The organism is Amycolatopsis ponsaeliensis (assembly GCF_030182635.1).
Classification (GTDB): domain Bacteria; phylum Actinomycetota; class Actinomycetes; order Mycobacteriales; family Pseudonocardiaceae; genus Amycolatopsis; species Amycolatopsis ponsaeliensis.
In genome coordinates this window covers 25,603-43,503 of sequence record NZ_JAPZLD010000049.1, presented here as the reverse complement: position 1 = coordinate 43,503, position 17,901 = coordinate 25,603, and the positions used below count along the sequence as shown (strand labels likewise).

Below are 17,901 nucleotides of genomic sequence, written 5' to 3'. Positions count from 1 at the left end.
GACGGGCCATACCCCGTTGGCTAGCGTACGAGACGTCGTTTGGTTTGTTTCCAACGAAACGGACCGAAGCGCAGCTGGCCGGGTGGACTCGAGGATCCTTCTGGGGAAGGGCTCGAGGTTTCCGCTGGGGTGGTGTGAATAACCCACCCGGACAGCTGCCGCCGACCCTCTTGAGGGGAGCTCGGGGGTCGTCGACGCCTTTTGTCCGTGGACAATGCCTCGAAACGTAGAACGAATCTGGGGGTTCGAACTCGATGAACACGCGTGTCGATTCCTTGGCCGAGCGGCCGGCGGCGGTACCGCACGGCCTGCCGGCCGTCGCCGAAAGACAGAACCAGAACGTCCCCGCCTTCGACTTGTCCGATGTCTGCATCGCGAATCTGGGACCCGATCTCCGGGTGATCGAGGCCAATGGCGACTTTCTCCGTCAGCTGGGCCGGACCGCGTCCGAGGTTTTCGGACAGAGCTTTGTGGACTTCGTGCACCCGAGTGCCAAACAGTTCACCCTCCAGCAGCTGGCGCGCCTGAACGAAGGCCGCCGGGACCGCTTCAGCGCCCGCCTGGTGGGCGTGCGGCCGGCCCAGCCGGTGCTCTCGGGCGGGCTGACCGGCATCGCGGTGCGCAGCCAGTCCGGCCAGGTCACCACGATCGTCGTGCTGATCAAGCCGGACCGCGCCGCGGAGACCCCGCGGCCGGCGATCGAGAAGACCAAGCTCCTCAGCGAGCTCGACGCGAAGGTCCTCGAGGGCGTCGCGGCCGGGATTTCGACCGTGCAGCTCGCTTCGAAGCTGTACCTGAGCAGGCAGGGCATCGAGTACCACGTCGGCGCGATGCTGCGGCAGTTCAAGTCGCCGAACCGCTCGGCGCTGGTCTCGAAGGCGTACTCGCAGGGCATCCTGTGCATCGGCCAGTGGCCGCCGAAGGTGACCCCGCAGTACATCCGCTGATCGCTTCCCCCAGGGCCGCCCGAGTTGGGATCGATGTCCGGTTTACACCGGTATCGACCCGGTCCGGGCGGCCCTTTCCCATGCGGCGGGAACCCTCCGGGAAATCCCCTCGAATGCGCGTCGCGAAGGGTGCGCCCGGCAGTACCCTGCGCTATCCTGCGAAGGCAGCGACCGATTTCACGACGGCGGCCGGAACTGGGAAAGGTGAGGCGCAGTGGGTATTTTCGGGAAAAAGGAAGACGATTCCAAGAAGAAGCCGTCCGACTCCAAGGCGGACAACGCCAAGGCCGATGACGAAAAGAACCGCAAGCGCCGCAGCCGCCTTCTGGGCGGCGCGTACGGCGGCGGCAGCGGCGGCTGAGCCGGCACACCGCTGACCGGTGATCGGGTGGGACGAGGGAGACCTCGGACCACCCGATTCGCGTTTTCCGGGGGGTTTGGGCGCCGATGTGCCGCGAGTTCACGGGATGTTGGTCAGTTTCCACCAGTGATCCGTGACGGCTACTGTGTGGCAACGGCGGTCGCACGGGGCGTGACCGGTGTGGGCGGTTCAGGGGGTGGTCCGGCGTGGTCCGTAGGGGTTCGGTCCGGGGTAGCCCGCGCGGGTCAGTGGCGGCCGAGCGGGCAAAGGTCGCGAACGACCCGTTCACCTCGTCCGACGTCAGGGTCCGGCACCGTCGGGTTCCCGGCGGGTATTCCGGCGGGCGCAGGTCGGCGGCCTCGCCGGCGGTTGTCTTGAATGAGTCATTCAGGTCGTGGGAGGTCCTGAATGACTCATTCAAGACGTTCGGCCGGGGTCGCCTGCACCGGACCACGTCCGCTGAAGGCGACCTCTGGCCTCCGCCCCTACCTCAGCTCGCCCGGGGCACGACCGCCTCGGCCCACTCCGGCACGTCCAGGATCTCCACCACCGCACCGGCCACGCTGACCCCCGGCGCGATCCCGACCATCAGCACGTGGTCGCCCGGTGCCAGCTGGCCCGTCCCGAGCATGTTCGCCAGCGACGCCACCTGATCACTCGCCCCCAGGTGCCCGAGGCCGCGCCCGAAGTCCCAGTTCGACTTCTCCAGCGGGATGCCCAGCATCGCCAGCAGCCCGTCCTCGACGTACTTGCGCGAGCCGTGGTTGTACGCGATGCGGGTGACCCCGTCGATGCCGATGCCCGCCTCCGCCAGCACGCGGTCGATCAGCTCGGAGCGCGTCTTCAGCAGGTTCAGGCCACTGTGGAGCATCGTGTCGCGGTTCTCGAAGCCGAAGAAGTCGATGCGCTCGGCGAAGTCCATGAAGCGGCCGATCGTCGCGCCCGGCGGGAACATCGGCTCGTCACCGCGGTGCATGCCCTCCAGCTCCGGCACCGTGATCGAGCTCGCCGACTTCAGCCTCGCGAAGCCGGATGTCGTGTTCAGCACCACCGCCGTCGCGCCGTCGCCGATGACGAAGTCGGGACGCAGGCAGCGCCAGCGGTTCACCAGCGGGGACGTCGAGTTGTCCGACGCCACCGTCATCGCCGTGCCGCCGCCGCGGGCGATCAGGTACGTCGAGGCCAGCTCCAGCGCGCCGAACATGCCGTTGCAGCCCTGGCGCAGCTGCGCCGCCAGCAGGTCGCCGCCCACCAAGTGCCGTTGCAGCCAGAACTGCGGGAACCAGCCGTCCGGGCCCGAGTGGTAGTTGTCCGCGTACAGCAGGACGTCCAGCGCCTCCGGGTCGACGCCCGCGCGGGCCACGGCTTCCTGCCCGGCCCACAGCGCCATGTCCGGGGCCGGGGTCTCACCGGCGCAGGCCGCGCCGGTCAGGCCGGACGTCTCGGCGTCCTCGGCGGTCATCCACCCCTGCTCGATCGCCGCCTCGACGCCGGTGGTCGCCGGCACATACGTACCGATCCCGCTGAGGTAGACCTCCGCCAGCTTCACTTCGCCTCCACTTTCGTTCGGAGCCACGATTCGACGGCGTCGGCCGCACGGGTCTCCCCGCCGGCCAGCGCGACCTGCTCGCTCATCCACCGGACGCGCTGGGCGACCACGGGATCGGACGCGGTCGTGGCGACCGCTTCGAGCAGTTCGTCCTCGGTGACGTCGGTGCGCGACACCACCTGGCCCAGCCCGAGGTCGGCGATGCGGGCCGCGGTCACCACCTGGTCGCTCTGGGACGGCGTCACCACCATCGGGACGCCGTAGTGCAGCGCCTCCATGGCGCTGCCCAGCCCGCCGTGGGTGACGAAGACCTTGGTGTGCGGCAGCAGTGCCGCGTGCGCGACGAACGGGTGCGCCTCGATGTTGTCCGGCAACGGACCCAGCTCGGCCGGGTCGACCCACCGCCCGAGCGTCAGCACGACGTGGTAGGGCTGCCCGGTGAAGGCGGGCACGCACTTGCGGAAGAAACCCACCTGCTCCCGGCTGCGCGAGGTGCCCAGCGAAATCAGCACGAGCGGCAGCCCGTCGGCGGGCGGGGTCCACTCCCCCGGCGGCGCGGTCCGGTCGAAGCACGGCCCGATGAACGCGAAGCGGTCACCGAAGGTCTCGCCGTGGATCTGGAACGCCTTCGGCAGGTAGACGAGGTGGTACCCGGGATCGCCTACGCCGGTGTCTACATCGGACAGACCATGGCGCGCCAGCAGCTGCCCGGCGTGCTCCACGAACGCGGCCAGCGCGGGGTCGGTGAGGTCCGGCGGCGCGGCGGCGTCCGTCTCGGCCTGGGCCTCGTTCAGGCGGAAGTGCTCGTTGGAGGCGAACTCCGGGACCGACTGCACCGTCGGCACCGAGAACTTCCGCGCGATCAGCCGCGCCGTCTCGGACGCCGCGAGGTCGTGCACGACCAGGTCCGGCGGGTCGTCGGCGAACCGACGCATGGCGGCGTCCAGCGGTGCGAGGCCCTCGCCCATGAACGCCAGCATGGCCCGCAGCGCGTAGCCGTCGGAGGCGGTGTCGCCCAGCCCGGTCGCCCACGGGAACGTCGAGGTGTAGGGCAGTACTTCGGCGCCGGTCGCCGCCACCTTCGCGGCGAACTCGTCGACCACGGCGAAGGTCACCCGGTGACCGCGGCGCACCAGCTCGGCGACGATCGGGAGGACCGGCGCGACGTGCGCGTACGCGGGGAAACTGAAGACGGCGATGTGCCTGCTCACCGCTGCATCGTCGGCCACCGTGCCCGCGGAGCGCACCGGCTACCACGCAAGTTCTGGCGATTTCCCCCCAAAACCGCTTTGAACGTTTCTACGCCGGGACGACTAGGGGCTTCCACAGAGTTTCGCGGCAAGATCCGTCACTCGCGCGCGGCGTCCTTATCCTGCAGACGAACCGCACGAGGGGGATCTCGACACCTGTTGTAAAGCAACGAAATGCACGTCATCGCGGGAAAGGGCAGACCGCGACCCCTGGGGAAGGACCTTTCATGAAGACGAGCGTTGACGACCTGGCACTGTTCGGCGGCCCGATGGCCTTCGAGAAGACCCTGGTGGTGGGGAAGCCCAGCACCGGGGACCGGGCGAAGTTCTACGAGCGGCTCGAAGTCGCCCTCGACAGCGGGCGCCTCACCAGCGGCGGCCCGCTGGTCAAGGAGTTCGAGGCGCGGATCGCCGAGCACACCGGGGCCAAGCACTGCGTCGCCACCTGCAACGGGACGATCGCCCTCGAAGTGATGGCCCGGGCGGCCGGCCTCACCGGCGAGGTCATCATGCCGTCCATGACCTACGTCGCGACCGCGCACGCGATGCGCTACCTCGGCCTGACGCCGGTCTTCTGCGACCTCGACCCGGCCACCGGGTGCATCGACCCCGAGCAGGTCGAGCGCCTGATCACCGACCGCACGACCGGGCTGGTCGGCGTGCACCTGTGGGGCCAGCCGGCCGCCATCCAGGAGCTCGAGAAGATCGCCGAGCTGCACAACCTGACCCTGTTCTTCGACGCCGCGCACGGCATCGGCTGCAGCTTCGGCTCCCAGCCCCTCGGCGGGTTCGGCAAGGCCGAGATGTTCAGCTTCCACGCGGCGAAAGTCGTCACCACCTTCGAGGGCGGCGCGATCGTCACCAACGACGACGACTTCGCCCAGCTCGCCCGCTACACCCACAACTTCGGGTGGGGCGAGGAGCACGTCACCGAGTTCGCCGGCACCAACGCCAAGATGAGCGAGGCGTCGGCGGCCATGGGGCTGACTTCGCTCGACGCGCTGCCCGCCACCATCGCCGCCAACCGCGCCCACTACGAGCAGTACGCGGCCGAGCTGGCGGGGCTGCCCGGCCTGGAGATGCACCGCTACGACGAGGAGAACCGCAACAGCTACCAGTACAACGTCGTCAAGGTCGACGAAGCGGAGTGCGGGCTGTCCCGCGACACGATCCTCGACCTGCTGCGCGCGGACAACGTGCTGGCGCAGCGCTACTTCTCGCCGTGCGTGCACGAGTGCGAGCCCTACCGCACCGAGCGGCCGGTCTCGCTGCCCGCCACCGACGCGTTCTCCCGGCGCGTGCTGACGCTGCCGACGGGCCCGTCGGTCACCAGCGAGCAGGTCCGCGAAGTCTCGGCCCTGGTGGCCTTCGCGATCGAGCACGCCTCCGAGATCCGCCGCCGCCTAGCCTCCCGCGGCTGACGACGTCTTGAATGAGTCATTCAGGTCACCGGGTGACCTGAATGACTCATTCAAGACCGCTCGGCGACCAGCTTCTCGAGGTCGGCCACCAGCTCGTGCGGGGTCGGCTGGGCCAGCGCGAGGTCGCGCAGGCGACGCGCGTTGGCCGCGAACTCCGGTTCCCCGACCAGCCGGGCCACCGCGGAGCGCAGGTCCTCGGCCGTGAAGCCGTTGTGGGTGAACAACAGTCCCGCGCCTTCGTCGACCAGACGCTGGGGACGCACGAGGTGGTCGGCGATCGGCGTGGTCACCGTCAGCTGCGGGACGCCGGCCACCAGCGCCGCGCCGTAGCTGCCGAAGCCGCCGTGGTGCACGATCGCCGCACAGCTCGGCAGCACGGTGTGCAGTGCCACCGACTCGACGACCCGGACGTTCGCCGGGACCTCGTCCAACGCCTTGCGCTGCTCCGGAACCAAGGCCGCGACCACCTCGATGTCCAAAGTGGACAAGGCGGTCAGGATCTCCGGGATCGAGACGTAGTCTCCACCGAAAGCGTCCGTGTTGGACGAACCCAGCGTCAGGCACACCCGGGGCCTCGACGGCGGTTCGCGCAGCCAGTCCCACACCACCGCCCGGCCGTTGTAGGGCACGTGCCGCACCGGCAGCCGCCGGACGCCGGAGCGCGCGCCGAGCGACTCCGGCAGCGGGTCGATGGTGGCCTGGCCGGTGACGAGCTCTTCGTCGAAGTTCACCCCGTACGGCCGGCCGGTCAGGTCGAGCCAGTCGAAGAGCGGGTCTTCCTGCTCCTCCGGCGGCTGTTCGGCCATCAGCTTGAGGAAGGTCACGCGCATCGCGCACCAGACGTCGGCCCAGCACAGCTGCCGGACGTGCGCCGCACCGCAGGCCTTGGCCGCGATCGCCCCCGCGTAGGTCAGCGCGTCCCAGACGACCAGGTCGGGCTGCCACTCCCGCGCGTGCGCGACCAGGTCCCCGACCATCTCGTCGTTGTAGATGGCGAACCCGGCCCACACGGTGAACGTGTAGCGCTGGTGCAGCGCCTCCCAGGTGTGCGACGCCGGATCGGTGTCGTTCCAGTTCGCGATGTCGGCTTCCTGGGCGTCGCGGTTCTGCTTCATGCCCTCGTGCATCGTGTTGTCCACGCCGACCGGCACCGCGGTCAGCCCGGTACCGGTGACGACGTCGGTGAACCCCGGCGACGCGGCCACCCGCACCTCGTGCCCGGCCGCGACGAGCGCCCAAGCGGCCGGGACCATGCAGTACAGGTGGGACTTCTCGTCCAGCGTCACGAACAACACGCGCACGGGAGGGGCCTTTCAGTGGTGGCCGGAGAAGGTGCCCGCGAGCCGCGTGGAGATCAGCCGCAGCACCTCGCGCTGGTGGTCGGCGAGGAAGAAGTGCCCGCCGGCGAACACGTTCAGCTCGAACTCGCCGTCGGTGTGCTCCTGCCAGGCGCGCGCCTCGGCCAGGGTGGTTTTCGGGTCGGCGTCGCCGGTCAGCACGGTGATCGGCGTGCTCAGCTTCGGTCCCGGCTGCTGGACGTAGGTCTCCGCGGCCTTGTAGTCGTTACGGATGGCAGGCAGCGCCATCCGCAGGATCTCGTCGTCGCCCAGCACGGCCGCGTTGGTGCCGCCGAGCTTGCGCAGTTCGGCGAGCACGCCGTCGTCGTCGAGCTGGTGCACGGACTCGTCACGGCGGCAGGAGGGCGCTCGCCGGCCGGACGCGAACAGGTGCAACGGAGTCACGCCGGCCGCCTCCAGCCGCGTGGCGACCTCGAAGCCGAGCGTCGCGCCCATGCTGTGGCCGAACAGCGCGAACGGCTTGCGCGTCCGCTCCGCCAGCACCTCGGCGACCCGGTCCGCGAGCTCGGGAATGGTGTCGATGCCCGGCTCCAGCCGGCGGTCCTGGCGGCCCGGGTACTGCACGGACAGGACCTCGACCGAGCGGCCGAGCCCGGCGGACATCGGGAAGTAGAAGCTGGCCGAGCCGCCCGCGTGCGGCAGGCAGAACAGCTGGACGGCACCCTCGTCCGCGTCGTGGTAGCGGCGGAGCCACAGCTCCGGGTTCTCAGTCATGCGTGAACTCCGTCCTCAGGGTGGTCTCGAGCCAGCCGCGCACGGTCTCGGCGGTGGTGACGGCGTGGTCCTCGACCATGGTGAAGTGATTGCCGGGCACGTCGACGACGGTGTCGGCGGTGTCCCAGTGCGTCTGCCATTCCCCGGGGGCCAGCCGCTCGTCGGCGACCGGGGGTTCGGACGAGCGGACCAGCAGGAGCGGCACCGACAGCTTCGCCGGCGCCCAGCCGGCCATGAGCCGGAAGTACCAGCTCATCGCCGAGAGCCGGGCGACGTCCATCGGCGCGAAGACCTCCTCGCGGTCGAACATGCCGCCGAACAGCTCGTCGCGGAACCGGTCGAGCGGCGAGTCCTCGCGCGGCAGGTAGCTGTCGAGCAGCACGACGGCCAGGGGCGGCGTGCCCCGCTCTTCGAGGAGCTCGGCGGCGGCGTGCGCGAGCATCCCGCCCGACGACGACCCGAGCAGCACGAACGGCGCGCCGGCGGCGGCCCGCAGCACCGAGTCCGCCTGGACCTCGGCGACCGCGCGCACGCTGTTCGGCAGCGCCTCGCCCTTGACGAACCCCGGCGCCGGCAGCGCGTGCACGTCGAGGTCACCGCGGAACGGCGAGGCGAACCGGGCGTACTGGTGCACCCCGGCCAGGGCCACGTACGAGCTGAAGCAGATGAGCTTCGGCGTGCGCTCCCCCGCCGCGAGCTGGACCGAACCCGGCTGCCGGGCCAGGTCGGCGGCCGCGTCGAAGGTGGGCCGCAGCAGCGCCGCGTTCTGCAGCAGCTCGAAGCCCTCCTTCATCTTGCCGAGTTCGCAGGCCGTGCGGAACAACGCGCTGAGCGTCTCCCCGGAGTCCACAGTGGACACGGTCGGCGCGGCCGAGGTGACGTTCAGCTCGGTGCGCAGGTGCGCGGCGAGGTCCGCCGGCGCCGGGAAGTCGAAGACCAGCGTCGGCGGCAGCCGCAGGCCGGTGGCCGCGCCGAGGGCGTTGCGCAGCTCGACCGCGGTCAGCGAGTCGAAGCCGGCGACGAGGAACCCGACGTCCGGGCGCACGGCCTCCGGGCCGGCGTGGCCCAGCACCGTGGCCGCGGTGGCCCGGACCAGATCCAGCAGGATCGCCTGCTGGTCCGGCTCCGGCTTCCCGGCGAGGGCGGCGCGCAGGGCGGCCTCGCCGGACACCGCGGCGGCGGCCGACGCGGCCCGCCGGGCCGGCCGCACGAGTCCCTTGAGGACGGACGCGACCGAGCCGCCCAGCCCGGCGAGGTCGAGCTTCGCCGGGACGAGCGCGGGTTCGGCGAGCGAAGTGGCGGTGTCGAACAACGCCAGCCCCTGCTCGACGGGCAGCGCGTGGACGCCGCCGCGTGACATGCGCTTGCGGTCCGCCGAGTCCAGCGCGGAGCTCATCCCGGTCTCCCACAGGCCCCAGGCCAGCGCCTGGGCGGGCAGGCCGCGGCCGGCGCGATGGGCGGCGAGCGCGTCGAGGAAGGCGTTCGCCGCGGCGTAGTTGCCCTGCCCGGGCCCGCCGAACGTGGCCGAGACCGAGGAGAAGAGCACGAACGCCGAGAGGTTCCGGTCCGCGGTCAGCTCGTGCAGGTGCCAGGCGGCGTCGACCTTGGGCCGCAGGACGGCGTCCATCCGCTCGGGCGTGAGCGAGGACAGGACGCCGTCGTCGAGCACGCCGGCCGCGTGCACGACCGCGGCGAGGTCGGGGACGTCCGCCAGCAGTTCGGCGAGCGCCGCGCGGTCCGCGGTGTCGCAGGCGGCGAGCCGGACGTCCGCGCCCAGCGCGGTCAGCTCGTCCCGCAGGTCGGTGGCGCCGGCCGCGGTCCGGCTGGTCAGCACGAGCCGCCGGACGTCGTGCGCGGTGACCAGGTGCCGGGCCAGCACGCGGCCGAGGCTGCCGGTGGCGCCGGTGAGCAGCACCGTGCCGTCCGGGCCGAACGGGCGCTTCCCGGTGGCGGCTTCGGTGGTGGCCCGGGTCAGCCGGGCGGCGAGCAGGACGCCGTCGCGGACGGCGAGCTGGGGCTCGTCGGAGAGGACGGCGGCGGACAGTACGGCGGAGGACTCGTCGAGGTCGATCAGCCGGATCCGGCCGGGGTGCTCCGACTGCGCCGAGCGGACCAGGCCCCAGAGCGGCGCGCACGCCAGGTCCGGGACGTCGTCGCCGGCCGCGGCGGCCACCGCGCCCCGGGTCACCACGACCAGGCGGGACGCGGCGAACCGGTCGTCGGCCAGCCAGTCCTGCAGCAGCGAGAGCACGTCGTGCGCGGCCGCCCGGGCGACGTCCGGCAGCTCGCCGGCGGCCGGGGTGCGGACGGCCAGCACCGCTTCCGGCACGGCCATGCCGAGGTCCACCGCGGCCCCGAGCGCGTCGAGGTCCACATAGGACTCACAGGTGACGCCGCTCGCGTCGAGCACCGGCCCGACCTTGAGATCGTCGTCGCCCACGACGGCCCACCGCCGCGCTACGGCGTCGACCGGGGCCGCCGCGACCGGCCGCCAGTCCAGCCGGAACAACGACTCCGGCGCCTTTCGGACCGGCCGCACCGCCCCGGCGGCCAAGGGACGCAGGACCAGCGCGTCGACCGACGCCACCGGCCGGCCGGCCGGGTCGGCGAGACTCAGCTTGACGGTGTCGTGGCCGTTCGGCGTCACCGTGACGCGGACCGAGGTGGCACCGCTCGCGTGCAGCGTCACCCCGCTCCAGGAGAACGGGAGGTAGTTGCGGCCCGCCCACTCGGCGACCGTGCCGAGCACGTGCAGCGACGCGTCCAGCAGCGCCGGGTGCAGGCCGGACCGGGCCGCGTCCGCGTGCTCTTCGGGCCGCAGGGCCACTTCGGCGTGGACTTCGTCCCCGAGCCGCCAGGCCGCGTGCAGGCCCTGGAAGGCCGGGCCGTAGCCGAACCCGCCGTCCGGGCCGCCGGTGTAGAGGCCGTCGAGGTCCAAGGGCTCGGCCCCGGCCGGCGGCCACTCCGTCACGTCTTCGGGGACGGGACCGGGTTCGGCGGCGAGCCGGCCACTGGCGTGCCGGGTCCACGGCTCGTCGTCCAGTCGCGAGTGGACGGTCACCGGGCGCGTGCCCGACTCGTCCGGCGCGCCGAGGACGACCTGCAGCTGGACGCCGTCACGCGCGGGCAGCGGCAACGGCGTTTCGATGATCAGCTCGTCGATGCCGCCCGCACCGACCTGCTCACCCGCGCGCAGGACCAGCTCGACGAACCCGGTACCGGGGAAGAGCGTGCTGCCCGCGACGACGTGGTCGGCGAGCCAGGGGTGGGTGCGCGGCGAGACCCGCCCGGTGCACACTACGGCGCCGTCCTCGGCGTTCGTGACCGACGCACCGAGCAGCGGGTGGTCCGGGCGGTCGAGGCCTGCCATCGTGACGTCGCCGGCCGGGGTGAGGGAGAACTCGGGCCAGAACCGCTCGTGCTGGAAGGCGTAGGTGGGCAGCGCCGACGGGTCGCCCGTTCCCCCGAGGACGGTTCCCCAGTCCACTGTGGAGCCGGTGACGTGCAGTTTCGCCATTCCGGTCAGCAGTTCCCGCGGTTCGTCGCGGTCCTTGCGCAGCAGGGCGGTGACCATCGCGTCGTCGCCGAGGCTGGTCGCGGCCATCGCGGTGAGGACGCCGTCCGGGCCCAGTTCCACGAACCGGGTCACGCCCTGCCCGGCGAGGGTGGCGACGGCGTCAGCGAACCGGACCGTCCCCCGGGCCTGGCGCAGCCAGTACTCGGGCGAGGTGAGTTCATCGGTCGCGGGTTCGCCGGTCACCGTCGAGACGATCGGGATGGCCGGCGACGCGAACGTGACGCCCGCCAGGACCCGGCCGAACTCCCCGAGCATGGCGTCCATGTCCGGCGAGTGGAAGGCGTGCGAGACGCGCAGCCGGCGGGTCTTGCGCCCGGCCCAGTGCCGTTCGACCTCCAGGACGCCGGCTTCGGCACCCGAGACCACCACGGACGCGGGGCCGTTGACCGCGGCCAGCTCGACCCCCGCGGGCAGCGTCGGGACGACCTCGGCTTCGGTCGCCTCGACGGCGAGCATCGCGCCACCGGCGGGCAACGCCTGCATCAGGCGGCCACGCGCGGCGACGACGGCGCAGGCGTCGGGCAGCGACCACACGCCCGCGACGTGCGCCGCGGCCAGCTCGCCGATCGAGTGCCCGGCGAGCCGGTCGGGGCGGACGCCCCAGGACTCGAGGAGCCGGAACAGCGCCACTTCGAGCGCGAACAGCGCGGGCTGGGTGTAGCCGGTCCGGTCGAGCAGGTCGGTGTCGATGATCTCCAGGAGCGGCCGATCGAGGTGACCGTCGAACTCCGCGCAGACCTCGGCGAAGGCTGCCGCGAACACCGGGAACTCGCGACGCAGCCCGGCGCCCATGCCGAGCCGCTGCGCGCCCTGGCCGGTGAACAGGAACGCGGTGCCGCCCTCGGCACGCACGCCCGTGCTGACGCCGGGTGCGGGCCGGTCGGCGGCGACGGCGGCCAGCCCGCGGACCAGTTCGCCGTGGGCGGCGCCGACCACGACCGCGCGGTGGGCGAAGACGGTGCGGGCCGCCAGTGCGGTGCCGATCTCGGCGGTGTGGGCCGCGACGTGACCGAGCAGCCGCTCGGCCTGCCCCCGCAGGGCTTCCGGGGTGTGCCCCGACACTGCCCACACCGTCAGCTCGCGAGCGCCACTTTCACGTGAAAGTGGCGCTTCGGGTGAGGACTCGATGATGACGTGCGCGTTGGTGCCGCTCACCCCGAATGACGAGACGCCCGCGCGGCGGGGGCGATCGTCCGGCCATGGCACGGGCTCCGACAGCAGCCGCACCGAACCATCGCCCCAGTCCACATGCGACGAGGGAACGTCGGCGTGCAACGTCTGCGGCAGCAGGCCGTGGCGCAGGGCCAGCACCATCTTCATGACCCCGGCGACGCCGGCCGCCGCCTGCGTGTGGCCCACGTTGGACTTGATCGACCCGAGCCACAAGGGACGGTCGCGGTCCTGGCCGTAGGTCGCGATGAGCGCCTGCGCTTCGATCGGGTCGCCCAGTGACGTCCCGGTCCCGTGCGCCTCGACGGCGTCCACATCGGACGGTGTCAGGCCCGCGTTCGCCAGTGCCGCGCGGATCACGCGCTGCTGCGAAGGACCATTCGGCGCGGTCAGGCCGTTCGACGCGCCGTCCTGATTGACGGCGCTGCCGCGGACGATCGCGAGCACCGGGTGCCCGTTGCGGCGCGCGTCGGAAAGCCGTTCCAGGACCAGCATTCCGGAGCCTTCGCCCCAGCCGGTGCCGTCCGCGTCGTCGGAGAAGGCGCGGCAGCGGCCGTCCGGGGACAGCCCTCGCTGCCGGCTGAACTCGACGAACGAGCCCGGCGTCGACAGCACGGTGACGCCACCGGCGAGCACGAGCGAGCACTCCCCCGCGTGCAGGGCCTGGATCGCCCAGTGCAGCGCGACCAGCGACGACGAGCACGCCGTGTCCACGGTGACGGCCGGGCCTTCGAGGCCGAGCGCGTAGGAGATCCGGCCCGAGAGCACGGAAGCGGCGTTGCCGGTGCCGAGATAGCCTTCGGCGCTCTTCGGCGACAGCGCGAGCAAGGCGGGGTAGTCCTGGCCGTTGGTGCCGGCGAACACCCCGACGGGCTGACCGCGCAGCGAGTCCGGGTCGATGCCGGCGCGTTCCAGGGCTTCCCAGGACGTCTCGAGCAGCAGCCGCTGCTGCGGGTCCATGGCGAGGGCTTCCCGGGGCGAGATCCCGAAGAAGGCGGGGTCGAACAACGCGGCGTCGTCGAGGAAACCGCCTTCTCGGGCGTACGACGTGCCTTCGCTGTCGGGGTCCGGGTCGTAGAGTGCGTCGAGGTCCCAGCCGCGGTCGGCCGGGAAGCCGCCGATGGCGTCGCGGCCTTCGGCGAGCAGCGTCCACAGCTCGTCGGGCGTGTGGACGCCGCCGGGGAACCGGCAGGCCATCGACACGATCGCGATCGGCTCGTCGTCGGTGCGGGCGGCGACGGGTGCCGGTGCCGCCGTTCCCGCGTCGCCGGCCAGGTGCGCGGCCAGGGCGTTCGGGGTGGCGTAGTCGTAGATCAGCGTGGCGGGCAGCCGCTGCCCGGTGGCCGCGGCCAGCCGGTTGCGGAGCTCGACGGCGGTCAGCGAGTCGAAGCCGAGGTCCTTGAACGCCCGGTCCGGCGCGACGGCCGCCGCGTTCGCGTACCCGAGCACGAGCGCCACCGCCGTGCGGACGACGTCGAGCACGTCGGCCGGCCGGTCGGCGGCGGGTTCGGCGGTCTGCCGGGCGCGTGGCGGGACCAGCCCGGCGAACACCGGCGGCAGGACCGGGGCGGCGCCGAGCACGTCGAAGTCGAACCGGATCGGCAGCACCGCGGGCTCCCCGGCGCGGCAGGCCGCGTCGAACAGCCGCAGACCTTCCACTGTGGACAGCGGGATCATGCCGGTGGCGCCCAGCCGGCGGCGGTCGCGGTCGGCGAGTACGTCGGTCATGCCGCCGGACTGCTCCCACAGGCCCCAGCCGAGCGCGAGCGCGGGCAAGCCGTGGTCGCGGCGGTGGCGGGCCAGGGCGTCGAGCCAGACGTTGGCCGCGGCGTAGTTCGCCTGCCCGGCCGGGCCGAGCGTGCCGGAGATCGAGGAGAACACGACGAACGCGGTCAGCTCGGCACCGGCGGTCAGCTCGTGCAGGTTCGTGACGGCGTCGATCTTGGGGCGCAGCACGGCGTCCAGGCGCTCGGGGGTCAGCGCGGACACGACGCCGTCGTCGAGAACGCCGGCCACGTGGACGACACCGGTCAGCGGCCGGTCCGCCGGGATGGTTCCCAGCAGAGTCGCCAGCGCTTCGCGATCGGCGGCGTCACAAGCCGCGACGACCGGCTCAGCACCCAGCTCGACGAGGTCCGCGACCAGCTCGGCCGCGCCGTCGGCGTCGGGACCGCGGCGGCTCGCCAGGAGCAGGTGCCGGACTCCGTACCGAGTGGCCAGGTGGCGGGCGACCAGCGCGCCCAGCGCCCCCGTGCCGCCGGTGACCAGCACCGTCCCTTCCGGACCGAACGACGCGGACGGACCGGACTCGGCCGAAGTCAGCTTGGCCAGGCGCGCCGCCCGGATCTCGCCGTCGCGCAGCAGGAACTGGGGTTCGCCGGTGGCGAGCGCGGCGGGCAGCAGCCGCGCGGCCGCCGGGTCGTCGACGTCGGCCAGCACGAACCGGCCGGGGTTCTCGGCGGCGGCCGAGCGCAGCAGGCCCCACACCGGGGCCTGCGCGAGGTCCGTCACCCCGTCGGCGACGGCGGCGCCGCGGGTCAGCACCACCAGGGTCCGGCCGTCGAACCGCTCGTCGGCCAGCCAGGCTCGCACGAGCCGCAGCGCCCGGCGAGCCGCCTCGCCGGGAGTGTCCTCCTCGGACCGGGACAGGAACGGGGCGACGAGGACGTCGGGCAGCGCGCCCGCTTCCGCGACGCTGTCGAGGTCGGGGTGGCAGCCCAGCGCGCCCAGCTCGGCGAACAGGGCGGCGCCGAGCCCGCGGTGGCCGGAACCGAGCAGGGCCCACGCCGCCGGCGCCGGCTCCCCCGCCGGAACGGGCACCCAGTCGAGCTTGAGCAGCGCGTCGCGGGTGGCGCCGCCGACCGGCTTGGGCAGATCGGGCCAGTAGGATTCGCGCTGGAAGGCGTACGTCGGCAGGGCCTGTGCCCGCGCGCCGGTGAACAGCTCGCCCCAGGCGGCTCGCGCGCCGCGGACGTACATCGTCGCGACGGCGGCCAGCGCGGTCCGGACCTCGTCGCGGTCCTTGCGCAGCAGCGAGGCGACGGTCGCGCCGGGCAGGCACTCCTCGGTCATCGCGGCGAGGACGCCGTGCGGGCCCAGCTCGAGGAACCGGGTGGTCCCGGCGTCCGCGAGCGCCGCCACGGCGGCGGCGAACCGGACGGGCTCCCGGACCTGCCGCACCCAGTAGTCCGGGGTGGTCAGTTCGTCGGTGACCGATCGCCCGGTGACCGTCGAGATGATCGGCAGCTGCGGGCGGGCGTAGGTGATCCGTCCCGCGACCTGGGCGAACTCCGCCAGCATCGGGTCCATCAGCGGCGAGTGGAAGGCGTGGGAGACGGTGAGCCGCCGGGTCCGGCGGCCGAGGGCGGCGAAATGCTGTTCGATCTCGCTCGCGGCCGCTGCTTCACCGGACACGACGACGGAGTCCGGGCCGTTGACCGCGGCGAGCGAGACGGCGCCGGTGAGCAGCGGCGTCACCTCGTCCTCGGTGGCCTGGAGGGCGACCATCGCCCCGCCGGCCGGGAGGGCCTGCATGAGCCGTCCGCGCGCGGCGACCAGCTCGGCGGCGTCGGCGAGGGAGAACACGCCCGCGACGTGCGCCGCCGCCAGCTCGCCGATGGAGTGCCCGGCGAGGTGGTCGGGCGTCACGCCCCAGGACTCCAGGAGCCGGAACAGCGCGACCTCGACGGCGAACAGCGCGGGCTGGGTGTAAGCCGTCTCGTCGAGGTGTTCGCCCGAGGCGATGACCGTCTTGAGTGGACGGTCGAGGTGCCGGTCGAACTCCGCGCAGATCTCGTCGAACGCGGTGGCGTAAACGGGAAAACGGTCGTGGAGTTCGAGGCCCATGCCGACGCGTTGCGCGCCCTGGCCGGTGAACAGGAACGCGGTCAGCCCTTCGACGACCACGCCGCGGACCAGCCCGGACACGTCGTCGCCCTTCGCGAGCGCGCGCACGCCGTCGGCCAGTTCGGCCGCATCGCCGACCAGCACGGCGCGGTGTTCGAAGGCCGAGCGGGTCGTGGCGAGCGCCAGCCCGATCGCGGCGGGGTCGCCGTCGACACCGGCGAGCCGGGCGGCCTGGGCGCGGAGCGCGGCCTCCGACCGTCCGGAAAGGACCCACGGCACAACCGAGGTGATGGTTTCGTTTTCGGGTAAGGCTTCTTCGGCCGGAGGTGCGGCCAAGAGCACGTGCGCGTTGGTACCACTCACCCCGAACGCCGAGACGCCCGCGCGGCGCACCCGGCCGTCCTCCGGCCACGGGACCGGTTCGGTCAGCACGCGGACGTCGCCGGCCGACCAGTCCACTCGGGACGTCGGCTGCTCGACGTGCAAGGTCTTCGGCAGGACGCCGTTGCGTAGCGCGAGGGCCATCTTGATGACCCCGGCGACGCCCGCGGCGGCCTGGGTGTGACCGAGGTTCGACTTGATCGAGCCGAGCCACAGTGGACGGCCCGCGGGCCGGTGCTCGCCGTAGGTCGACAGCAGGGCCTGCGCTTCGATCGGGTCGCCCAGCGACGTCCCGGTGCCGTGCGCCTCGACGGCGTCCACATCGGACGGCGAGAGACCCGCGTCGGCGAGCGCGGCGCGGATGACCCGTTGCTGCGACGGGCCGTTGGGGGCGGTGAGCCCGTTCGACGCGCCGTCGGAGTTGATCGCCGAGCCCGCGACGATCGCGAGCACGGGGTGGCCGTGGCGCCGCGCGTCGGACAGCCGTTCCAGCAGCACGACGCCGGCGCCTTCGCCCCAGCCGGTGCCGTCCGCGCCGTCGGCGAACGCCTTGCACCGGCCGTCCGCGGCCAGGCCCTGCTGCCGGCTGAAGCCGATGAACGCGCCGGGTGTCGTCATGACCGTGACACCGCCGGCGAGCGCGAGGTCGCACTCCCCCTCGCGCAGCGCGTGCGCCGCCCAGTGCAGCGCGACCAGTGAGGACGAGCACGCCGTGTCGACGGTGACGGCCGGGCCCTCCAGGCCGAGCACGTAGGAGATCCGTCCGGAAAGGACACTGGCGGCGTTGCCCGTGCTCTCGTAGCCGTCGCCGACGCCGGGCACGAGGCTGAGCAGCCCCGGGTAGTCCTGGCCGTTGGTCCCGGCGAACACGCCGACCGGCTCGCCCCGCAGCGACTGCGGATCGATCCCGGCGCGCTCCAGGGCTTCCCACGACGTCTCGAGCAGAAGCCGTTGCTGCGGGTCCATCGCGAGAGCCTCGCGGGGCGAGATGCCGAAGAAGCCCGCGTCGAACGCGCCCGCGTCGCGGACGAACCCGCCCTGGCTGACGTAGCTCGTGCCCGGGTGGTCCGGGTCGGGGTGGTAGACCGTGTCGAGGTCCCAGCCGCGGTCGTCCGGGAAGTCCGTCAGCGTGTCGGTGCCGGTTTCGAGCACCCGCCAGAGGTCTTCGGGCGTCTCGACGCCGCCGGGGAACCGGCAGGCCATCGAGACGATCGCGATCGGCTCGGGCGTGGCGGATTCGGCCTCCCGCAGCCGTTCCCGGGTCTCGTGCAGGTCGGCGGTGACCTTGCGCAGGTACCCGAGCAGCTTCTCCTCGTTCACGTCGCAC

Annotated in this window: 8 protein-coding genes; 3 read left to right on the top strand and 5 right to left on the bottom strand. The window is 72.6% G+C overall.

The features are described 5' to 3' along the window. The first annotated feature begins 254 nt into the window (after nucleotides 1-254). Nucleotides 255-947 (top strand): helix-turn-helix transcriptional regulator, encoded by a 693-nt coding sequence (locus tag QQ657_RS45785; RefSeq protein ID WP_284748680.1) that lies wholly within the window; start codon nucleotides 255-257, stop codon nucleotides 945-947. Between the two features lie 214 nt (nucleotides 948-1,161). After that, nucleotides 1,162-1,308: a hypothetical protein gene (locus QQ657_RS45780; protein WP_284748679.1), complete on the top strand. Its 147-nt coding sequence runs from the start codon at nucleotides 1,162-1,164 to the stop codon at nucleotides 1,306-1,308. Nucleotides 1,309-1,798: 490 nt separating this feature from the next. Here QQ657_RS45780 and QQ657_RS45775 read toward each other — a convergent pair whose 3' ends face one another. Both QQ657_RS45775 and QQ657_RS45770 read right to left on the bottom strand, forming a co-directional pair. Beyond that, nucleotides 1,799-2,857, bottom strand: coding sequence for a ketoacyl-ACP synthase III family protein (locus tag QQ657_RS45775; protein WP_284748678.1), 1,059 nt, complete (start codon nucleotides 2,855-2,857; stop codon nucleotides 1,799-1,801). Then, complete coding sequence (locus QQ657_RS45770) at nucleotides 2,854-4,068, bottom strand: macrolide family glycosyltransferase (protein ID WP_284748677.1); 1,215 nt, start codon at nucleotides 4,066-4,068, stop codon at nucleotides 2,854-2,856. The genes QQ657_RS45775 and QQ657_RS45770 overlap by 4 nt, the downstream gene beginning before the upstream one ends. Nucleotides 4,069-4,334: 266 nt before the next feature. On the opposite strand from QQ657_RS45770, the gene QQ657_RS45765 reads away from it, so the two are divergent. Continuing rightward, nucleotides 4,335-5,528, top strand: a complete 1,194-nt coding sequence (locus QQ657_RS45765; protein ID WP_284748676.1) for an aminotransferase class I/II-fold pyridoxal phosphate-dependent enzyme — start codon at nucleotides 4,335-4,337, stop codon at nucleotides 5,526-5,528. A gap of 50 nt (nucleotides 5,529-5,578) precedes the next feature. Here the strand turns inward: QQ657_RS45765 and QQ657_RS45760 are convergent, their stop codons facing one another. From QQ657_RS45760 to QQ657_RS45750, 3 genes are read right to left on the bottom strand one after another with little or no spacing between them, the layout of a single operon-like run. Continuing rightward, nucleotides 5,579-6,829 carry an activator-dependent family glycosyltransferase gene (locus QQ657_RS45760; protein ID WP_284748675.1) on the bottom strand — a complete coding sequence of 417 codons (1,251 nt, stop codon included), beginning with the start codon at nucleotides 6,827-6,829 and terminating at the stop codon, nucleotides 5,579-5,581. A 12-nt stretch (nucleotides 6,830-6,841) separates the two neighbouring features. After that, nucleotides 6,842-7,600, bottom strand: coding sequence for a thioesterase II family protein (locus QQ657_RS45755; RefSeq protein ID WP_284748674.1), 759 nt, complete (start codon nucleotides 7,598-7,600; stop codon nucleotides 6,842-6,844). After that, nucleotides 7,593-17,894, bottom strand: a complete 10,302-nt coding sequence (locus tag QQ657_RS45750) for a type I polyketide synthase (RefSeq protein ID WP_284748673.1) — start codon at nucleotides 17,892-17,894, stop codon at nucleotides 7,593-7,595. Before QQ657_RS45750 ends, QQ657_RS45755 begins: the two co-directional genes overlap by 8 nt. Nucleotides 17,895-17,901 lie beyond the last annotated feature (7 nt).